Here is a 15,564-nt window from a genome sequence, read left to right on the forward strand (position 1 = left end):
CTGGCGGACATGATGAGCACTGACGAGCTGGTGTCCGACCTGGGAGCGTTCGTCACGGCGTCGCCCTCCTCCTACCACGCTGCCGAGGAGACGGCTCGACGGCTTGGGGCCGCAGGGTTCCGGATCCTGCGCGAGGGCCAGGACTGGAAGGAGGTGCAGCCCGGCAGCCGCTGCGCGGTGGTCCGCGACGGCGCCGTCATCGCGTGGGCCGTGCCGCAGGACGCAGGGCCCACGACGCCGGTGAGGATCCTGGGCGCCCACACCGATTCCCCGGCTTCAAGCTCAAGCCCGAGCCGACACTGACCCGGCACGGGTGGGTGCAGGCGGGTGCGGAGGTCTACGGAGGGCCGCTGCTGAACTCGTGGCTCGACCGGGAGCTGCGGCTCGCCGGACGCATGATCTTCAGCGACGGCAGCGAACGCACCGTGGCCACGGGGCCCGTGGCGCGCATCCCCAGCTGGCGATCCACCTGGACCGCCAGGTCAACGACGGGCTCAAGCTCGGCAAGCAGCAGCACACCCAGGCGGTGCTCGCGCTCGCTTACGATGATGCCGTCGACGTGCTCGATCTGGTGGCCGAATCCGCAGGCATGAGGGCCAAGGACGTCGACGGGTATGACATCGTCTTCGCCGACGCGCAGGAGCCCGCCCGCTTCGGCGCGCACGGCGAGTTCTTCGCCTCCGGCCGACTGGACAACCTCTCCTCCGTCCACGCCGGGCTCACCGCGCTCGAGCAGCTCGATGAGCGCCTCCTTCGGGGGCGATTCCGATGCTGGCCGCGTTCGATCACGAGGAGATCGGCTCCGGCTCCCGATCCGGTGCCGCGGGCCCATTCCTCGAGGAGGTGCTGGAGCGGATCTACGCGGGCCTCGGCGCCGACGCAGACCAGAGGGCGCGTGCGATGCACACCTCATGGCATGTCAGTTCGGATGCCGGCACCCGTGCACCCGAACTACCCGGAGCGGCACGACCCGGCCAACCGGCCCCTGCTCAACGGCGGCCCGCTGCTGAAGATCAACGCCAACCAGCGCTACACCACCGACGCACGCGGCACCGCCTTGTGGACGCGCGTCTGCCGCGACGCCGGGGTGCCGGTCCAGCCGTTCGTCTCGAACAACGACATTCCGTGCGGCTCCACGATCGGTCCGCTCACCGCCACCCGGCTGGGCATCAGCACGGTGGACGTGGGCATTCCGCTGCTGAGCATGCACTCTGCGCGGGAGATGTGCGGGATCCAGGACGTGGCTCATCTGCGGGACGCCATCAGCAGTTTCTTCCGAGGGGCCCGAATACCGTAAGATAGCTGAGTTGTGCTCGTACACGGGCACACACGCATCGAACCTCCTGTGACGGAAGTCCCGTCACCGTAAGACCGAAGGAGGTGGGTTCACACATGCGTCACTACGAACTGATGGTGATCGTCGACCCCGAGGTTGACGAGCGCACCGTTGAGCCGACCCTGGGCAAGTACATGGAACTCGTCAAGAAGAACGAGGGCACCGTGGACAAGATCGACGTCTGGGGCCGTCGCCAGCTCTCCTACGAGATCGACAAGAAGACCGAGGGCGTCTACGCCGTCGTCGACTTCAACTCCACTCCTGAGATCGCCAAGGAGCTTGACCGCCTGCTGCGTCTGAACGAGACCATCATGCGCACCAAGATCACCCGTCCCGAGGAGATGAAGATCGCCTGACGATCTTCGCCCCTCTCCGCTGCTGGGTACTCAACTGGACCGCCGGATACATCACCCTGAGGAGCCACCATGGCCAATGAAACAGTCATCACCGTCGTCGGCAACCTGACCGCTGACCCGGAGCTGCGCTTCACCCCTTCGGGTGCGGCCGTCTCCAACTTCGTGATCGCCTCCACGCCACGCTACTTCGACCGCCAGGCCAACGAGTTCAAGGACGGCGAGACTCTCTTCGTCCGCTGCTCGCTCTGGCGCGAAGCTGCTGAGAACGCCGCCGAGTCGCTCACCAAGGGCACTCGTGTGGTCGCTCAGGGCCGTCTGAAGGCTCGGTCCTTCCAGACCAAGGAAGGCGAGAACCGGACCAGCTGGGAGCTCGACGTCGATGAGATCGGCCCCTCGCTGCGCTTCGCCACCATGCAGGTGAACCGCCAGCCCGGCACCGGCGGCTCCGGCCGCGGCGGTGGCGGCGGCGGCTTCGAGGCAATTCCTCCGGAGGCGGCTTCGGCGGAGACTCCTACGGCGGCCAGCAGAGCTCCGGCGGCTGGGGCGGCGGCCAGGGCGGACAGCAGTCCGACCCTGGGGCGGCCAGCCTCCTCCGGAGGCGGCTGGGACACCCTGAACAACGACGAGCCTCCGTTCTGATCCACGGGCTCGTACGAACACCTGATTAATCACCATCCCGCGCCCACCCGGGCTGCGGGCTCCACCGAGGAAAAGGAGCACCACGATGGCTGGCAAGGCTGACACCAAGAAGCCCATCAAGCCCAAGGCGAACCCGCTGAAGGCTGCTGACATCACTCACATCGACTACAAGGACACCGCTCTGCTGCGGAAGTTCATCTCCGACCGGGGCAAGATTCTGCGCTCGTCGCGTGACCGGCGTGAGCGTGCAGGAGCAGCGCAAGATCGCTCAGGCCATCAAGAACGCCCGCGAGATGGCCCTGCTGCCCTACGCCGGCGCTGGCCGCGGCTGAGTCCGACTGAGGAAGGGAAGGAATAACCAATGGCAAAGCTCATCCTGACTCAGGAAGTGACCGGACTCGGAGCCGCTGGCGACGTCGTCGAGGTCCGAGACGGCTACGCGCGCAACTACCTGCTGCCCCGCGGATACGCGATGACCTGGTCCAAGGGCGGCGAGAAGGACGTGCAGCGCATCCGCTCAGCACGTCAGGCTCGCGAGATCGCGACCGTCGAAGAGGCTCAGGCGATCGCCCAGAAGCTGCAGGCGAACCCTGTCAGCGTCCAGGTGAAGACCGGCGAGTCCGGACGCCTGTTCGGCACCGTCGGTCCCGCTCACATTGCCGAGGCTGTTGAGGCCGCAGGCCTGGGCAGCATCGACAAGCGGACGGTGGAGATCCCCGAGCGGATCAAGTCCACCGGCAGCTACACCGCAACGGTCAAGCTGCACGCCGATGTTTCGGCCGCCCTGGATCTGAATGTGATCCCGGCTTAGCAAGTAAGCATCGTCGCACTGCGGCGCAGGACCCCGAAGCAGGCCCTCTCCTATGAGGCCCGCTCCGGGGTCCTTCTGCGTCCGGCTTACTTCTGCATCCCCTCCAGAGGGCCCCGCAGGCCGTAGACCAGCCCGGCCAGCCAGGTGCGCATGGCTCGCCGCGCCTGACGCGTGTCCGGGTACCGGCACCGCAGGTGCATCCCCGACTCGTTGATCACGAACCACACCATCACCCCATCGGTGCGTATCACCGCCGAAATGTGCTGAGGACGCAGCGTCTCCGGGACGTTGACCGGCAGCTTCCGATGATCAAGCCATGACATGGCGAACATCCCAGGGTCCTGCGGCATGCCGCCATAGGGCCGCATGATCGGCGCCAGAGGGTGCGATCCCAGCCTGACCGCCTCCTTCACAGCGGCGTGGCAGGCTTCATAGCTGGTGTCTGAGGATTCGATGACGGAGTTGGTGATGAACCATCCCACCGAGTCGTACCAGCGCGGCTCATAGCGGAATGGACCGGGAACACGGCGCGCAGCGGCTCCCCGACGAGCTCGTGGGCCAGCCGCGTCATCACCGAGACGGCCACCGCGATGAGCCGCACGCCGCCCTCCTCCGCGTGGCTCTCCACGGCGGCGAGCTCCTCCGCGTCGAACACATCCCGGACCTCCACCACCTCGGCCGCTGGGGCGGCGGGATCCCCAAGTCCAGGGGAAAGGTGGGCATAGCGCCGCCGCCACCTCAAGGATCTCAGTCCAGCGGCTCACCACATCCTCCGGGGGCACGAGCGCTGCTCCAGGGACGCCGAATGCGCTGCGAAGGACTCGGGCGCCTACCTGTCCTGCGCGGAGGGACCCCGGCGACGAGGTCCTCGATGGCCGTGGAGAGGTCGCGCATGAGCACCAGGAGGCTCCAGGCGTCGACATGCGCATGATCGGATCCGATGACGATCTGCGAGTGGCCGCCGTCAGCGGGATCCTCAATGAGGCACAGCCGATGCGAGGGGCGCGCGAAGGGTTCGCAGACGGCGTCGAAGTGAGCGCGCAGAGCGGCGCGGATTCCTCCCCGGTCATCGTTGAGGCTTCCTCTGCCGGAACAGGGTTCGCGTCGGCGCGGCTGTCGTCCTCCTCGTGATCCCACGCTGCCCACGGAGTGTCCAGAGGCTCCCACATGCCCCCGAGCACCTCCAGCGGAGTGAGGACCAGATCGGTGTCGGGCCCGCCGCACACGTCGCTGGGGCGCACAGCGGGCGCGGATGCCCGCTGTCTGGGGTCGCGGCTGAACGCTGTCCGAAGTGTGCTGTGGCGCGCGATGACGCAGTGCCAGGCCTCAGCGATCGTTTCACGTGAAGCGGCGCCGGGGAGCCGGAAGGAGGCGGCCATCCAGGTGCCCGGCCGCGAGCCGAAGCTCACGTGCCTGTCCTGGTCGAAGGAGACCGGCATCTGATCGTGCGGCTCCGGGAGGTCCTCGACGTGCAGGCGATAGGAGAGCAGTCGGCCGGGCTGCACGTCCATCTGGGAGACATTGGTGAGCCGCATGAGGCGTAGTCTAGGCTCCAGCTGAAAACCGAAACCGCCGGTTGTATGAACGCCGGTTTAACAGATGACCAAGAGGTGACATCTCTTCCGTGGCAGACGCCAGAACGCCCGCTTTCCGCGTGCAGGGGCCGCTCTCGCGTACGAGCTCACCGGCCCGGAAGACCCTGACGCCCCGGTGTTCGTGCAGATGCACGGACTGACGTCGTCTGCGTGGAGGGAGCACCGGGCCGGACTGGATATGACCGCAGGGCTACCTCGATCCATGCGTGTGCTCCGGTACGACGCCAGGGGCACGGTGCCTCGACGGGACGAGCGGTGCCCTACGACTATCTGTGGCCGAAGCTGGCAGATGATCTGCTGAAGCTGCTGGACCAGGCCGCACCGGGGCAGGCGGTGCATGCGGCAGGCCCGTCGATGGGAAGTGCCACACTGCTGTATGCGGCCCTGCGTGATCCCGAGCGGTTCCGGACGCTCACGCTGATGGTTCCGCCCACCGCTTGGGAGACGCGGGAGCACCAGGGCGAGTCCTACAGGGCGTCGGCCGATCTCGTGGAGAAGCAGGGATCGGCGCCTTCGTCCGCGTCGGCGAGGACGTGCTTCCTCCACCGGCTCTGGCGGACCGCCCGAAGGAGCGGGTGCCCGCGGTGAGCCAGGAGCTTCTTCCGTCGATATTCAGAGGGGCTGCCATGACCGACCTCCCCGCCCTGGAGGACATTCGGAGCATTTCTGCGCCCGTTCAGGTCTTCGCGTGGGCGGATGACCATACGCACCCGGTCTCGACGGCCCAGAAGCTTCACCGCGCCATACCGGGCTGCCAGCTTCGCATCGCGGAGACTCCGGAGGACCTGCAGACCTGGCCCGCCGCGACGGCGAGCTTCTTGGAACGCCACTCCTGAGCGCCAGTGGCCAGTTCGAGGGGCGCTTGAAGGGCCTGCGGTGAGGCGGATCGCCGAGCCGGGCCCCTGAGGGCACCAGCAGGATCACGCCCGTGAAGGCCTGATCCTCTTCCCAGTGCTGGTGGCTCGGCGATCCGAACGGCGCCGATGCACGCTGGACGATGATCCAGCCAATATCCGCGCCTCTTCTGCTCCCATCAAATGCGGGACGGTCCACACTGTATTGCCGCCGAGAGCTGCTGGGCAATAGCGCCATCCACTGGGGTTGTGGATTATGTGTGCAGTACGCGGCGTGTTGTGTGCACTAGCTGGGGATAACGCTGTGGATAGATATCAGCGGAGAGGGCATTAAGCGACCTGACCTGGGGTTTTGCAGCCGAGCGCCTGTGGGGAAAAGTTTTTCGCAAGCGGCGGCCGTCGAGCGGGGCCCTTGCTGTGGCACGCTCTGAGGTGTATAAGCGGACGCTATGTGGACCGAGAGTGAGGTTCTCCACAAGTTATCCCCACCCTGGTGATAATCCGCTGTGCGGAGCTTCCTGAGATTCCGCCTCTGCCGCGGCAATTGGGGGCACAGAGGGATCGTATTATATTCAAATTTGAATTATCATGCATCATATGCAGTTCGGAATCTTCTCCATCGGTGACGTCACACCCGACCCGACCACCGGCAGGGCCCCCAGCGAGCACGAGCGCATCAGATCGATGGTCGCCATCGGCAAGAAGGCCGAAGAGGTGGGACTTGATGTCTTCGCCATCGGCCAGCACCACAACCTCCGTTCGTCGCACCCGCCAATCCGCCCATTCTGATGGCCCATCTGGCTGCGCAGACCGAACGGCTGCTCTTCTCGACAGCCACGACCCTCATCACCACGACCGATCCGGTGCGCCTGGCCGAGGACTACGCCTACGTGCAGCACCTCACCGACGGACGCGTCGATCTGACCCTCGGACGGGGCAACACCGGGCCCGTGTACCCTGGTTCGGCAAAGATATGCGAGCAGGAATACCGCTGGCGGTGGAGAACTACGCGCTGCTGCACCGGCTGTGGCGCGAGGAGAGCGTGAACTGGAGCGGGCGATACCGGACCCCTTGGAGCGCTTCACCGCCACTCCACGCCCTCTCGACGACACCCCGCCGTTCGTGTGGCACGGATCGATCCGCTCCCCGGAGATGGCTGAGCAGGCCGCCTACTACGGCGACGGGTTCTTCCACAACAACATCTTCTGGAACAAGGAGCACACGGGTCGCCTCATCGACCTCTACCGCGAGCGCTTCGAGCACTACGGGCACGGCTCTGCCGACCAGGCCGTCGTGGGTCTGGGCGGTCAGGTGTTCATGCGCCCCACCAAGGAGCAGGCAGTGCGCGAGTTCCGTCCGTACTTCGACAACGCTCCTGTCTACGGCGGAGGCCCCAGCCTGGAGGACTTCTCGCAGCACACCCCTGACAGTGGGCACCCCGAGGAGGTGATCGAGAGGACGCTGACCTTCAGCGAGTATGCGGGCCACTACCAGCGCCAGCTCTTCCTCATCGATCACGCAGGGCTGCCGCTGAAGACCGTCCTGGAGCAGATCGACATCCTCGGCGAACAGGTGGTCCCGGTGCTGCGCAGAGAATTCGCCAAGCAGAGGCCTACCGACGCCTCCAGCGCCCACGCACCAGGGACTGGTGGAGCGTCGCCGTGCTTACCTGGAGCCCGTGCCGGGCGGCAGGGCCTCCTCGTCAGCGTCGGAGCAGGCGGCCTGAGCACAGGCACCTGACGCGACGGAGCCGGGCAGCGTCCAGGGTCGGTGGCGGATCCGGGGAAGTTTTACCTCATGCTCAGGCATTCACAGTGTAGGTCCTTACAGTTTGGTGCCAGAACGAGAGAAGAAAGCGACGAGACAACGCATGCTTCATCCAACCGGAGGCTGATATGAAGTCCCAGGAGTCCGACAAGGGCGAGCTCATTTTCGCACTCGGCCCGTCACGTGGACACGACACATCCAAAGGGCGGAGCGGCAGAGAGTCCGACGACGACGACCTCGGCTTCTCCGCATCGAATCGCGCTGTAGGCATCACGCTGGCCATCGGGATCGGCCTGATGGTTCTGGTGCTGATGCTTCCTTACATCGGCGGGCTCTGACCCGCCCAGACTCCCGTACCCTGGTGCGGTGAGCATCGACACCTACGACCCTCAACCGGTGCGGGCCAAGAATCCCGGATTCCACCGCAGGACGTCGTCGCGGAGCAGTCAGTGCTCGGCGGAATGCTTCTGGACAAGGACGCCATCGCGGATGTCGTCGAGGTCCTCCGCGGGCACGACTTCTACCGCCCCGCCCACGAGATGATCTATGAGGCGATCATCGACCTCTATGGTCGGGGTGAGCTGGCGGACGTCGTCACCGTCAACGATGAGCTGTCCAAGAAGCAGCAGCTGCAGCGTGTGGGCGGGCCCACGTATCTGCACAACATCGCGCAGACTGTCCCCACCTCGGCGAACGCGAGCTTCTACGCGGAGATCGTGCGCGAGCGGGCCATGCTCCGGCGCCTGGTCGAGGCTTAAGCACGAAGATCGTTCAGCTGGGCCACACCGCCGACGGTGAGGTGGAGGCCATCGTCAATGAGGCGCAGGCCGAGATCTACTCGGTGGCCGAGAACAGGCAGTCCGCGGACTACGTCTCACTGTCCGAGGTCCTGGCGCCCACGATCGATGAGATTGAGACCAACGCCGCCCATGACGGCTCCTTGACGGGCATTCCCACCGGATTCCGCGAGCTCGATGAGCTGACCCACGGCTTCCACGGGGGCCAGATGATCGTGGTGGCTGCGAGACCGGCCATGGGCAAGTCGACGCTGGCGCTGGACTTCGCCCGATCAGCGTCAGTCAACAACCAGATGCCCACCGCGTTCTTCTCCCTGGAGATGGGCCGCACCGAGATTGCGACCCGTCTGCTCTCGGCGGAGTCGCGGGTGCTCTTCGGAGACCTCCGCAAAGGAAACCTGAAGGACGAGGACTGGGAGAAGATCTCCCAGGCGGTGGACAAGCTGGACAACGTTCCGCTGTTCATCGATGACAGCCCGAACATGAGTCTGATGGAGATTCGCGCCAAATGCCGTCGGCTCAAGCAGCGCAATGGCCTGAAGTTTGTGATCCTCGACTACCTGCAGCTGCTGTCCTCCGGAAAGCGCGTCGAGTCCCGTCAGCAGGAGGTCAGCGAGTTCTCCCGCACGCTGAAGCTGCTGGCCAAAGAGATCGACGTGCCCATCATTGCGCTCTCTCAGCTGAACCGAGGCTCGGAGCAGCGGCCCGACAAGAAGCCCCAGGTCTCAGACCTGCGCGAATCGGGCTCGATCGAGCAGGACGCGGACATGGTGCTGCTGCTTCACCGGCCGGAGGTCTACGACAAGGAGACCGAACGCGCGGGCGAGGCAGACATCATCGTGGCCAAGAACCGAAACGGGCCCACCCGCGACATCGTCGTCGCCTTCCAGGGCCACTACGCGCGCTTCCAGGACATGGCCCGGGACTTCTGACGGCGACGTCCCGGTCAGGGCCTAGACCGGCGGGAGCGGGTCGTACTGAATCCCGCGGCGCACCTCGCGCGCCCGCTCGGCTCCTGCCAGCCGCCGCACCAGGTGAAGAGCCATATCGATGCTTAAGCGCTCACTCCGGCGCTGGTGATGGTGTCACCGTCGTCCACCCATCGACTCTCCGGCTTCACCGTGATCGTCGGGTCGTACTCGGTCAGGTGGTCCAGCGCGCCCCAATACGTGGTGGCAGGCCGATCCTTGAGCAGGCCTGCCGCGGCATACACCAGGCTGCCGGTGCACACGCTGGACATCAGCGGGGTGGACGCACGCAGCTCGCGCATCCACCGCAGATGCTCCGGGTCCACTGCCAGTGCCCGTGTGCCGACGCCCCGGGATGCAGGAGCACCTCCAGCTCGGGCAGGCCCGCTCTTGAGGTGTGCGGGGTCAGAAGCATGCCCTTGGCCGCGGCGACGGGGCGACCGTCGGGGAGACCATCGTGACCTCATAGCCGTCCTGAGGGAAGTTCTGGGTCCACCAGGCCAGCACCTCCCAGGGGCCGACGGCGTCGAGCTCCTCCACGCCGTCGAAGAGCAGCACACCGATGAGCTTCATGCCCTGAGACTCTCACGGACTCGCATCGCTGGCGAGCGGAGGCCAGGCGGCTCAGAAGGCGGCGAGGATCTGGTCCAGGAACAGGAAGCCGACGGTGCCGTAGATCAGACCGATCCACAATGCGTGCGTCAGGCTGCGCCAGAACTGGCCGGTGGCGATGAGCAGGCCGAAGGCCCACGGCAAGCAGGCAAGGACGTAGCCGCTTACGACGAACCACAGGCCGATGAACTCCGGGACCGACAGCATGTACACCCCCATGCCCAGGGTGAAGATCATCGTCGACTCGAACAGCAGGGCCGCGATGAGCAGGGAGGTGACCGCGCCCCAGAGCCTCCGGGCCCACGTCCATCGCCGTTCCTGGCGCTGCTGCTGCTCGAGGCGACGCTGGCGTGCCGCGGCCGACTCAGGGCTGCGGCGGCGCGCTCCCGACGATCCCGTCGATGGGCGAGGGGACCGGGTCGGCTTCCGCCGGGCGCTGCTCGGCTTCTTCTTCGCGGAGGAAGGCTTCCTGCTGCTCATCTGGCCCCCACACTACGTGGCGGGCCACAGGGCCCGCGCAGGCCCTGAGGGAGTCACCTCGAGGAACCTGATGCCTCTGCTCAGCCGCCCGACGCTTCGGGTGATCTTGTCCACCGCGGCCTCCGGGGCCATGATCAGCACGCTGCCGCCGAAGCCGCCGCCGATGAGCCGGGCACCCTGGGCGCCCGCCCCAGTGCGGCCTCGACCACACTGTCCGCCAGGGGAAGCTGACCTGCGCGTTGCTGCGCATACTGCTGTGGCGCATGGTCATGACCTCGCCCAGCTCACCGGCCATCTGGGTGACTCCGTGGCACTCACCGGTGAAATGGTGATTGAGCTTCTCCGACCGGACCATCTCTGACAGGGCGTGCTTGAGCCGACGCCGGCAGCCGTCCACGGGCCTACCCTGAATCTGGTCCTGACCGGCTGTCAGCTCGTCGAAGCGGGCGAGCACGTCATCCACCTCGGCTCGTCGGGCGCGGTGGCTGAGCGCATCCCGCAGCCGCTCCACGCCCAGCACCGCAGCAGCGGCCTCGGAATCTGCCCGGCGGGAGCCGAACTCCCCGTCCGAGAGTGCGTGGGGTGTCAGTGTCGACTGCGATGAGGCGGTGGCCGCGCAGCAGGAAGCTGATGGCGACTCGCTGGAGGCTGAAGTCGCGGCAGTCCAGCGAGAGCAGCATGCCTTCGGCCGCGCGCAGCGACGTGGTCTGGTCCAGCCCGCCCGTGCCGGCGCCGACGACCTCCACCTCGGCACGCATGCAGGCGGCTGCGACGTCAGCGCGATGGGCGTCGGTGAGCGCGTCGGTGAGCATCGTGCCGGGGTTGTCCCTGCCCAGAGCGGAGCCGAGGCCGACGAAGGCGAGGGCTGCCGCGCACTCCAGCGATGCGGAGGAGGAGAGGCCGCCGCCCACGGGGAGGGTCGAGCGGATCAGCAGGTCTGCACCGAACTGCGGGTCCGGCCGGAGGTCCTCATCGTCCGCGCGCTGCAGCGCCCACAGCACCCCGCTCACGTAGCGGGTCCACCCCGGGTACTGGTCCTGGCCCTCGGCGTCGGCAGGCCCGACGGCTGAGATGGTCACCTCGTGCACGCCCTGGTCCAAGGATGCTTCCAGGGTGCGCACCCGCAGCACCCCGTCGTTCCTTGCGCGAGCCGCGGCGTAGGTGCCGTGGGGCAGGGCAAGGGGCAGGCAGCGGCCTCCGTGGAAGTCGATGTGCTCTCCATTGAGGTTGGCTCGGCCGGGTGCGAACCAGATTCCTCGGGGTCCGTGCCGAACTCTTCGCTGAAGCGTGCGCGGAGGTTCTGAGCTATGGAGGCAGGCTCGCCTGGAGCGAGCCACCTCGGTGGGGCGTCATTCATCGTGAGCAATTGTGCCACTATGAGCCGCACCTGAACGTCGCCATGATATTTGCCCGAAGCTCTGGAACATCTGGGCACGGTGTGATGCTGTAGGGGACGGACATACAGTCCGCTGACCCTTCTAGGAGGACACCATGGCAGTTGACGTGAAGTACACCGCAGAAGCCCTTGCCACCGGCGGCGGCCGCGAAGGCCACGCGAAGACCAAGGACGGCTCCTTGATCTCACCCTTGCTCCGCCCAAGGAGCTGGGTGGATCCGGCGACGGCGTGAACCCCGAGCAGCTGTTCGCCACCGGGTGGGCCGCCTGCTTCCTCGGCGCCATGAAGAAGGTCGCTTACGACGACTACGACACCACCGACGCATCCATCGGCGTCAAAGTGGGGCTCGGCGCCGACGACGACGGCGGCTTCGGCCTCACCGCGGAGATCGAGGTGGTCCTGCCGAAGCTCGAGCAGGCCTCCGGCGAGGAGCTTGCGGAGAAGGCACACGCCTTCTGCCCCTACTCCAAGGCGACCCGCGGCAACATCGACGTGAAGCTCACCGTTTCGCAGGACTGATTCGCGCTGATTCGCAGAAGGGCCCGGGGAAGAAGTCCCCGGGCCCTTCGCGCGTCGCAGCCTGTGCGGCTAGAAGGTGGTTTCGTCGAAGGCGCCGCCCGCTGAGAATGCGAATCCGAGCAGGACGATGAACGCCACCAGGGCGAGCACATAGAGGATGCCCAGCGCCACATTGATCCAGCCCATCACCACGCCCGGAGTGCCGTTGGCGTGGCCTCGTGCGGCCTTCTTGTTCTGCCAGACGCCGAAGGCGCCGAGGATCAGGGAGACGGGCCCTGTGATCCACAGGAACGGTGAGATGACCACCGCGTTGACCAGGCCGATGATGCCCAGCACGAGCCCGGCCGTCTCGTTGCCCTTGCCCGGAGGCGCCGCCGGGTAGCCGTACCCGTAGTCGGGGGTGCCCTGCGGGTATGAGCCCGGAGGTGCTGCCGGGTAGCCGTATCCCTGCTGGGGTGCCTGCTGCGGGTAGGCGGGGTAGCTGCCTGCCTCAGGCTGTGCGGGGGAGTCGGCGGCTGCGGCGGAGGGTAGTGCCCTGAGCGGATCCGGTCTGCTCGTAGTCGGGACGGCCGTCTGCGCGCCGCGGCTTACTCGTCAGGTGTCTCGGTCATCGCGCTGCTCCGTCCGAGGAGTCGGGGGTGAGTACACCCAGCACTTTAGCCCTTTCGCGCACGAAGCTCCTCGATCATCTGCGGAAGCACCTCGTTGAGGTCCCCACCACACCGTAGTCGGCGATCTCGAAGACCGGAGCGTCCTCGTCCTTGTTGATCGCGACGATCACATCGGAGGTCTGCATGCCGGACTTCTGCTGGATCGCGCCTGAGATGCCCACGGAGATGTAGAGCTGCGGGGACACCGTGACGCCGGTCTGGCCGATCTGCGCCGAGTGGTCGATCCACCCCGCATCCGTGACGGCTCGGGAGGCGCCTATCGCCGCGCCCAGCTCGTCCGCGAGCTGCTCCACCAATGAGAGGTCGCCGTCGACGCCGCGGCTTACCGCGATGACCACCCGCGCCTCCGTCAGCGGAGGGCGCCCGGAGGTGGGAAGAGGTGCGGTCTCCAGCACCTCGAAGGCGGGCGAAGGCTTCACCGGCAGTGAGGTCAGCTCAGGGCGCGCGCCCTTCTCAGTGATCGCCTCGACGCTGTTCGGCTTCACCGTGGCGATGAGGGGCCCCTGGCCTGCCCGCGCGACGCAGGTGTGCTCGCTTACCAGCACCGGCTTGCTCACCGTTCCGTCGACGTCGATGCCGGTCGCTGAGGTGATGATGCCCGCATCCAGGCGGACCGAGAGGCGAGCCAGCGCGTCGACCGCGTCGGGAACGTCCACTCCCAGCACCACCGATGCCTCCGACTCCTTGACCGCGGTCTCGAGCAGATCCACCAGTGCGCCGTCGGGCGGGGTGATCTCACCGTCGCCCACGTACACCTCACGCACGCCCCGGATGCTCAGAGCGTCGCCTGCGGCCTCCCCGGACGCGCCGGTCACCACCGAGACGTCGCCGAGGCGCTCCGCGAGAGTCAGCAGCTCCGCCTGAGCGCCGCTGAGCGTGCCCTCGATCCGCTCCAGAAGCACCAGCACCTGACTGATCCCTGATGTGCCTCGGCTCATACAAGACGCTCCTTTGCGAGATACTCCACGATTCGTCGGCCGCCCTGACCATCGTCGGCGATGACCTCTCCGACAGCGCGGGCGGGCCGGGACTGGATGCTGACCAGCTCAACCTTTGAGCGCGCCTCGACCGGCGTCAGCCCCACATCGAGGAGGCTGAGCTCCGTGACCGGCTTCTTCTTCGCGGCCATGATCGCCTTGAAGTTGGGATAGCGGGGATCGTTGGCCTTGTCGGTGACGGAGACGACCGCAGGCAGGGGGAGGTCGAGCTTCTGGCTCGTCTGCCCTGAGATCCGGGTGACCACCAGGTGCCCGGCCTGAAGCGCCAGGTCAAGGGCGCGGGTCAGGGCAGGGATGCCCAGGCGCTCGCCGACCTGCGCCGGCACCGCGCTGGCCTCACCGTCGTCGGAGGCCATGCCGGTGAGCACCAGGTGCTCGGGGTCCTCGTCGGCGTCGAACACGGCCTGATCGCGCACGGTGCTCACCAGCGCGGCGACGGCCGCCGAGGTGGCCCAGATGTCAGCGCCCCTCAGAGCATCGTCGGTGAGCCGGAAGCCGTCGTCGGCTCCGAGCTGCAGGGCCTTCTTCAGGGCGGCCGAGGACCCTCGGGGCCGACCGTCACCGCCGAGACACGCACCTCACGGTCCGGGTGGGCCTCCTTGATCTGCAGCGCAGCCTCCAGCGGGTACTCATCCAGCTCCGCCAGGATTCCTCCGATCGGTCCAGCCGGTTCTCGTCGGTGAAGCGGCGCTGCAGCTGGGAGTCGGGCACCCATTTGACCAGGGTGATGATGTGAAGCGGTGCTTAGGCATGAGGTCCTTTCAGTCCAGGTGTCCGCGGCGTGCCAGGATCGATCACCAGTTTCGCACGATACTCACCGCTGGGTCAGGCGAGCGTAATGTGGGTCCTATGGCTGTCCTCCTCCCCGGTCCGGCACTCCTCTTCTGCCCCGCAGACCGCCCTGAGCGCTTCGCCAAGGCGGCAGCGCGATCCGACGGGGTCATCCTCGACCTGGAGGACGCAGTGCTGCCGGGCAGCAAGGACCAGGCCCGCCAGCATCTCGCCGCGGCCTTCGAGGGCCCTGAGCCGCTGGCCTCCGAGACCACCCTGGTGCGCATCAACGGGCAGGCATCCGGTCACCAGGACCACGACGTGGCCGCGCTGGCAGGCACAGGCCTGCGGTGGGCCGTGGTGCCCAAGGTCGAAGATCCCGCCGAGCTCGACCGTCTCGCACATCACCTCCCCGGCACAGGCCTGATTCCGCAGATCGAGACCCCGCGGGGCGTCCTTGAGGCCGCACGGCTGGCGGAGCACCCGGCTGTGGTCGGCATCCTGTGGGGCACCGAAGATCTCGCCGCAGGCCTCGGGGGAGCCGGGGCCCGGGATGAGGACGGGGCGCTGCTGCCCGCCATCAGCCACGTCCGGCATCAGCTGCTGCTCACGGCCGCCGCCTATGGGATCCCGGCGATCGACACCATCTTCACCGCCCTGGAGAGCCCGGCACGGATGCAGCAGGAGGCCGCCGAGGCGGCAGCTGCGGGCTTCGCTTGCAAGGCCTGCATCCACCCGCAGCAGGCGGCAGCGGTCCGCGAGGCCTATGCGCCCACCCCCGCGCAGCTGGAGCGGGCCGAGGAGCTGCTCGCTGAGTTCGCCCGCCACGCCGGCTGTGGCGCCTGACCAGGCCCACACCGCTGAGCCGAGCCTCAGCGGCGCATTCCGGTTCCGCTCCGACATGGTGGATGCTCCGGTGGTGGCCCAGGCTCAGCGCGTCATCCGCAGACATGAGGCAGCCGGGGATCGAAGGGCTGAGCGGTAGACTCCCGG

Annotated in this window: 20 protein-coding genes and 6 pseudogenes; 14 read left to right on the top strand and 12 right to left on the bottom strand. The window is 67.0% G+C overall.

What is annotated here, in order from left to right; genetic code table 11:
* The first annotated feature begins 12 nt into the window (after nt 1-12).
* From K0H76_RS01990 to rplI, 5 genes and pseudogenes are all read left to right on the top strand, one after another.
* Nucleotides 13-1,297: pseudogene (locus K0H76_RS01990) on the top strand (M18 family aminopeptidase).
* A gap of 95 nt (nt 1,298-1,392) precedes the next feature.
* The gene (rpsF, locus tag K0H76_RS01995) at nt 1,393-1,692 is read left to right on the top strand and encodes a 30S ribosomal protein S6 (protein WP_146340642.1); all 300 of its coding nucleotides are present in this window, start codon (nt 1,393-1,395) and stop codon (nt 1,690-1,692) included.
* 69 nt (nt 1,693-1,761) lie between these two features.
* The gene (locus tag K0H76_RS02000; protein ID WP_258934272.1) at nt 1,762-2,331 is read left to right on the top strand and encodes a single-stranded DNA-binding protein; all 570 of its coding nucleotides are present in this window, start codon (nt 1,762-1,764) and stop codon (nt 2,329-2,331) included.
* Nucleotides 2,332-2,416: 85 nt separating this feature from the next.
* A pseudogene (gene rpsR / locus K0H76_RS02005) lies at nt 2,417-2,663 on the top strand (30S ribosomal protein S18).
* A gap of 29 nt (nt 2,664-2,692) precedes the next feature.
* Entirely contained in the window at nt 2,693-3,142 is a 450-nt protein-coding gene (gene rplI / locus K0H76_RS02010; RefSeq protein ID WP_258934273.1) for a 50S ribosomal protein L9, read from the top strand.
* A gap of 86 nt (nt 3,143-3,228) precedes the next feature.
* On the opposite strand, the gene K0H76_RS02015 is transcribed toward rplI, so the two are convergent.
* The 3 genes from K0H76_RS02015 to K0H76_RS02025 all read right to left on the bottom strand — a co-directional run bounded on the left by K0H76_RS02015 (nt 3,229) and on the right by K0H76_RS02025 (nt 4,288).
* A complete protein-coding gene (locus K0H76_RS02015; RefSeq protein ID WP_258934274.1) occupies nt 3,229-3,624 on the bottom strand; it encodes a hypothetical protein in 396 nt (131 codons plus the stop codon).
* Nucleotides 3,552-3,812 (bottom strand): hypothetical protein, encoded by a 261-nt coding sequence (locus K0H76_RS02020; RefSeq protein ID WP_258934275.1) that lies wholly within the window; start codon nt 3,810-3,812, stop codon nt 3,552-3,554. Before K0H76_RS02020 ends, K0H76_RS02015 begins: the two co-directional genes overlap by 73 nt.
* 77 nt (nt 3,813-3,889) lie before the next feature.
* Nucleotides 3,890-4,288: a hypothetical protein gene (locus K0H76_RS02025; RefSeq protein ID WP_258934276.1), complete on the bottom strand. Its 399-nt coding sequence runs from the start codon at nt 4,286-4,288 to the stop codon at nt 3,890-3,892.
* A 263-nt stretch (nt 4,289-4,551) separates the two neighbouring features.
* On the opposite strand from K0H76_RS02025, the gene K0H76_RS02030 reads away from it, so the two are divergent.
* From K0H76_RS02030 to dnaB, 6 genes and pseudogenes are all read left to right on the top strand, one after another.
* Nucleotides 4,552-4,686, top strand: coding sequence for a hypothetical protein (locus K0H76_RS02030; protein WP_258934277.1), 135 nt, complete (start codon nt 4,552-4,554; stop codon nt 4,684-4,686).
* A 306-nt stretch (nt 4,687-4,992) separates the two neighbouring features.
* Nucleotides 4,993-5,325, top strand: a complete 333-nt coding sequence (locus K0H76_RS02035; protein ID WP_258934278.1) for an alpha/beta hydrolase — start codon at nt 4,993-4,995, stop codon at nt 5,323-5,325.
* Nucleotides 5,326-5,363: 38 nt separating this feature from the next.
* Entirely contained in the window at nt 5,364-5,573 is a 210-nt protein-coding gene (locus tag K0H76_RS02040; protein WP_258934279.1) for a hypothetical protein, read from the top strand.
* Nucleotides 5,574-6,188: 615 nt separating this feature from the next.
* Nucleotides 6,189-7,317 (top strand): annotated as a pseudogene (locus K0H76_RS02045) (LLM class flavin-dependent oxidoreductase).
* A 169-nt stretch (nt 7,318-7,486) separates the two neighbouring features.
* Nucleotides 7,487-7,696, top strand: a complete 210-nt coding sequence (locus K0H76_RS02050; RefSeq protein ID WP_146340636.1) for a hypothetical protein — start codon at nt 7,487-7,489, stop codon at nt 7,694-7,696.
* A gap of 78 nt (nt 7,697-7,774) precedes the next feature.
* Nucleotides 7,775-9,087, top strand: a pseudogene (gene dnaB, locus K0H76_RS02055) (replicative DNA helicase).
* A gap of 122 nt (nt 9,088-9,209) precedes the next feature.
* Here the strand turns inward: dnaB and K0H76_RS02060 are convergent.
* The 5 genes from K0H76_RS02060 to K0H76_RS02080 all read right to left on the bottom strand — a co-directional run bounded on the left by K0H76_RS02060 (nt 9,210) and on the right by K0H76_RS02080 (nt 11,345).
* Nucleotides 9,210-9,449 carry a DJ-1/PfpI family protein gene (locus K0H76_RS02060; protein ID WP_258934280.1) on the bottom strand — a complete coding sequence of 80 codons (240 nt, stop codon included), beginning with the start codon at nt 9,447-9,449 and terminating at the stop codon, nt 9,210-9,212.
* 79 nt (nt 9,450-9,528) lie between these two features.
* The gene (locus K0H76_RS02065; RefSeq protein WP_258934281.1) at nt 9,529-9,696 is read right to left on the bottom strand and encodes a hypothetical protein; all 168 of its coding nucleotides are present in this window, start codon (nt 9,694-9,696) and stop codon (nt 9,529-9,531) included.
* A gap of 51 nt (nt 9,697-9,747) precedes the next feature.
* The gene (locus K0H76_RS02070) at nt 9,748-10,215 is read right to left on the bottom strand and encodes a hypothetical protein (RefSeq protein ID WP_258934282.1); all 468 of its coding nucleotides are present in this window, start codon (nt 10,213-10,215) and stop codon (nt 9,748-9,750) included.
* A gap of 12 nt (nt 10,216-10,227) precedes the next feature.
* Nucleotides 10,228-10,356 (bottom strand): hypothetical protein, encoded by a 129-nt coding sequence (locus K0H76_RS02075; protein WP_258934283.1) that lies wholly within the window; start codon nt 10,354-10,356, stop codon nt 10,228-10,230.
* Between the two features lie 314 nt (nt 10,357-10,670).
* Nucleotides 10,671-11,345 (bottom strand): hypothetical protein, encoded by a 675-nt coding sequence (locus K0H76_RS02080; protein WP_258934284.1) that lies wholly within the window; start codon nt 11,343-11,345, stop codon nt 10,671-10,673.
* 361 nt (nt 11,346-11,706) lie between these two features.
* Here K0H76_RS02080 and K0H76_RS02085 point away from each other — a divergent pair.
* A pseudogene (locus K0H76_RS02085) lies at nt 11,707-12,131 on the top strand (organic hydroperoxide resistance protein).
* A 69-nt stretch (nt 12,132-12,200) separates the two neighbouring features.
* On the opposite strand, the gene K0H76_RS02090 reads toward K0H76_RS02085, so the two are convergent.
* From K0H76_RS02090 to K0H76_RS02105, 4 genes and pseudogenes are all read right to left on the bottom strand, one after another.
* On the bottom strand, nt 12,201-12,467 hold the full coding sequence (locus K0H76_RS02090; protein WP_258934285.1) for a hypothetical protein: 267 nt from the start codon (nt 12,465-12,467) through the stop codon (nt 12,201-12,203).
* 320 nt (nt 12,468-12,787) lie between these two features.
* Nucleotides 12,788-13,719: pseudogene (locus K0H76_RS02095) on the bottom strand (electron transfer flavoprotein subunit alpha/FixB family protein).
* A gap of 17 nt (nt 13,720-13,736) precedes the next feature.
* Nucleotides 13,737-14,318 carry an electron transfer flavoprotein subunit beta gene (locus tag K0H76_RS02100; protein ID WP_258935304.1) on the bottom strand — a complete coding sequence of 194 codons (582 nt, stop codon included), beginning with the start codon at nt 14,316-14,318 and terminating at the stop codon, nt 13,737-13,739.
* Between the two features lie 8 nt (nt 14,319-14,326).
* Complete coding sequence (locus K0H76_RS02105) at nt 14,327-14,515, bottom strand: hypothetical protein (RefSeq protein WP_258934286.1); 189 nt, start codon at nt 14,513-14,515, stop codon at nt 14,327-14,329.
* A 134-nt stretch (nt 14,516-14,649) separates the two neighbouring features.
* Between K0H76_RS02105 and K0H76_RS02110 the strand changes: the two genes are divergently transcribed.
* Both K0H76_RS02110 and K0H76_RS02115 read left to right on the top strand, forming a co-directional pair.
* The gene (locus K0H76_RS02110) at nt 14,650-15,417 is read left to right on the top strand and encodes a CoA ester lyase (protein WP_258934287.1); all 768 of its coding nucleotides are present in this window, start codon (nt 14,650-14,652) and stop codon (nt 15,415-15,417) included.
* Nucleotides 15,407-15,556 (top strand): hypothetical protein, encoded by a 150-nt coding sequence (locus tag K0H76_RS02115; RefSeq protein ID WP_258934288.1) that lies wholly within the window; start codon nt 15,407-15,409, stop codon nt 15,554-15,556. Before K0H76_RS02110 ends, K0H76_RS02115 begins: the two co-directional genes overlap by 11 nt.
* Nucleotides 15,557-15,564 lie beyond the last annotated feature (8 nt).

Source organism: Nesterenkonia pannonica (assembly GCF_019575955.1).
Classification (GTDB): Bacteria; Actinomycetota; Actinomycetes; order Actinomycetales; family Micrococcaceae; genus Nesterenkonia; species Nesterenkonia pannonica.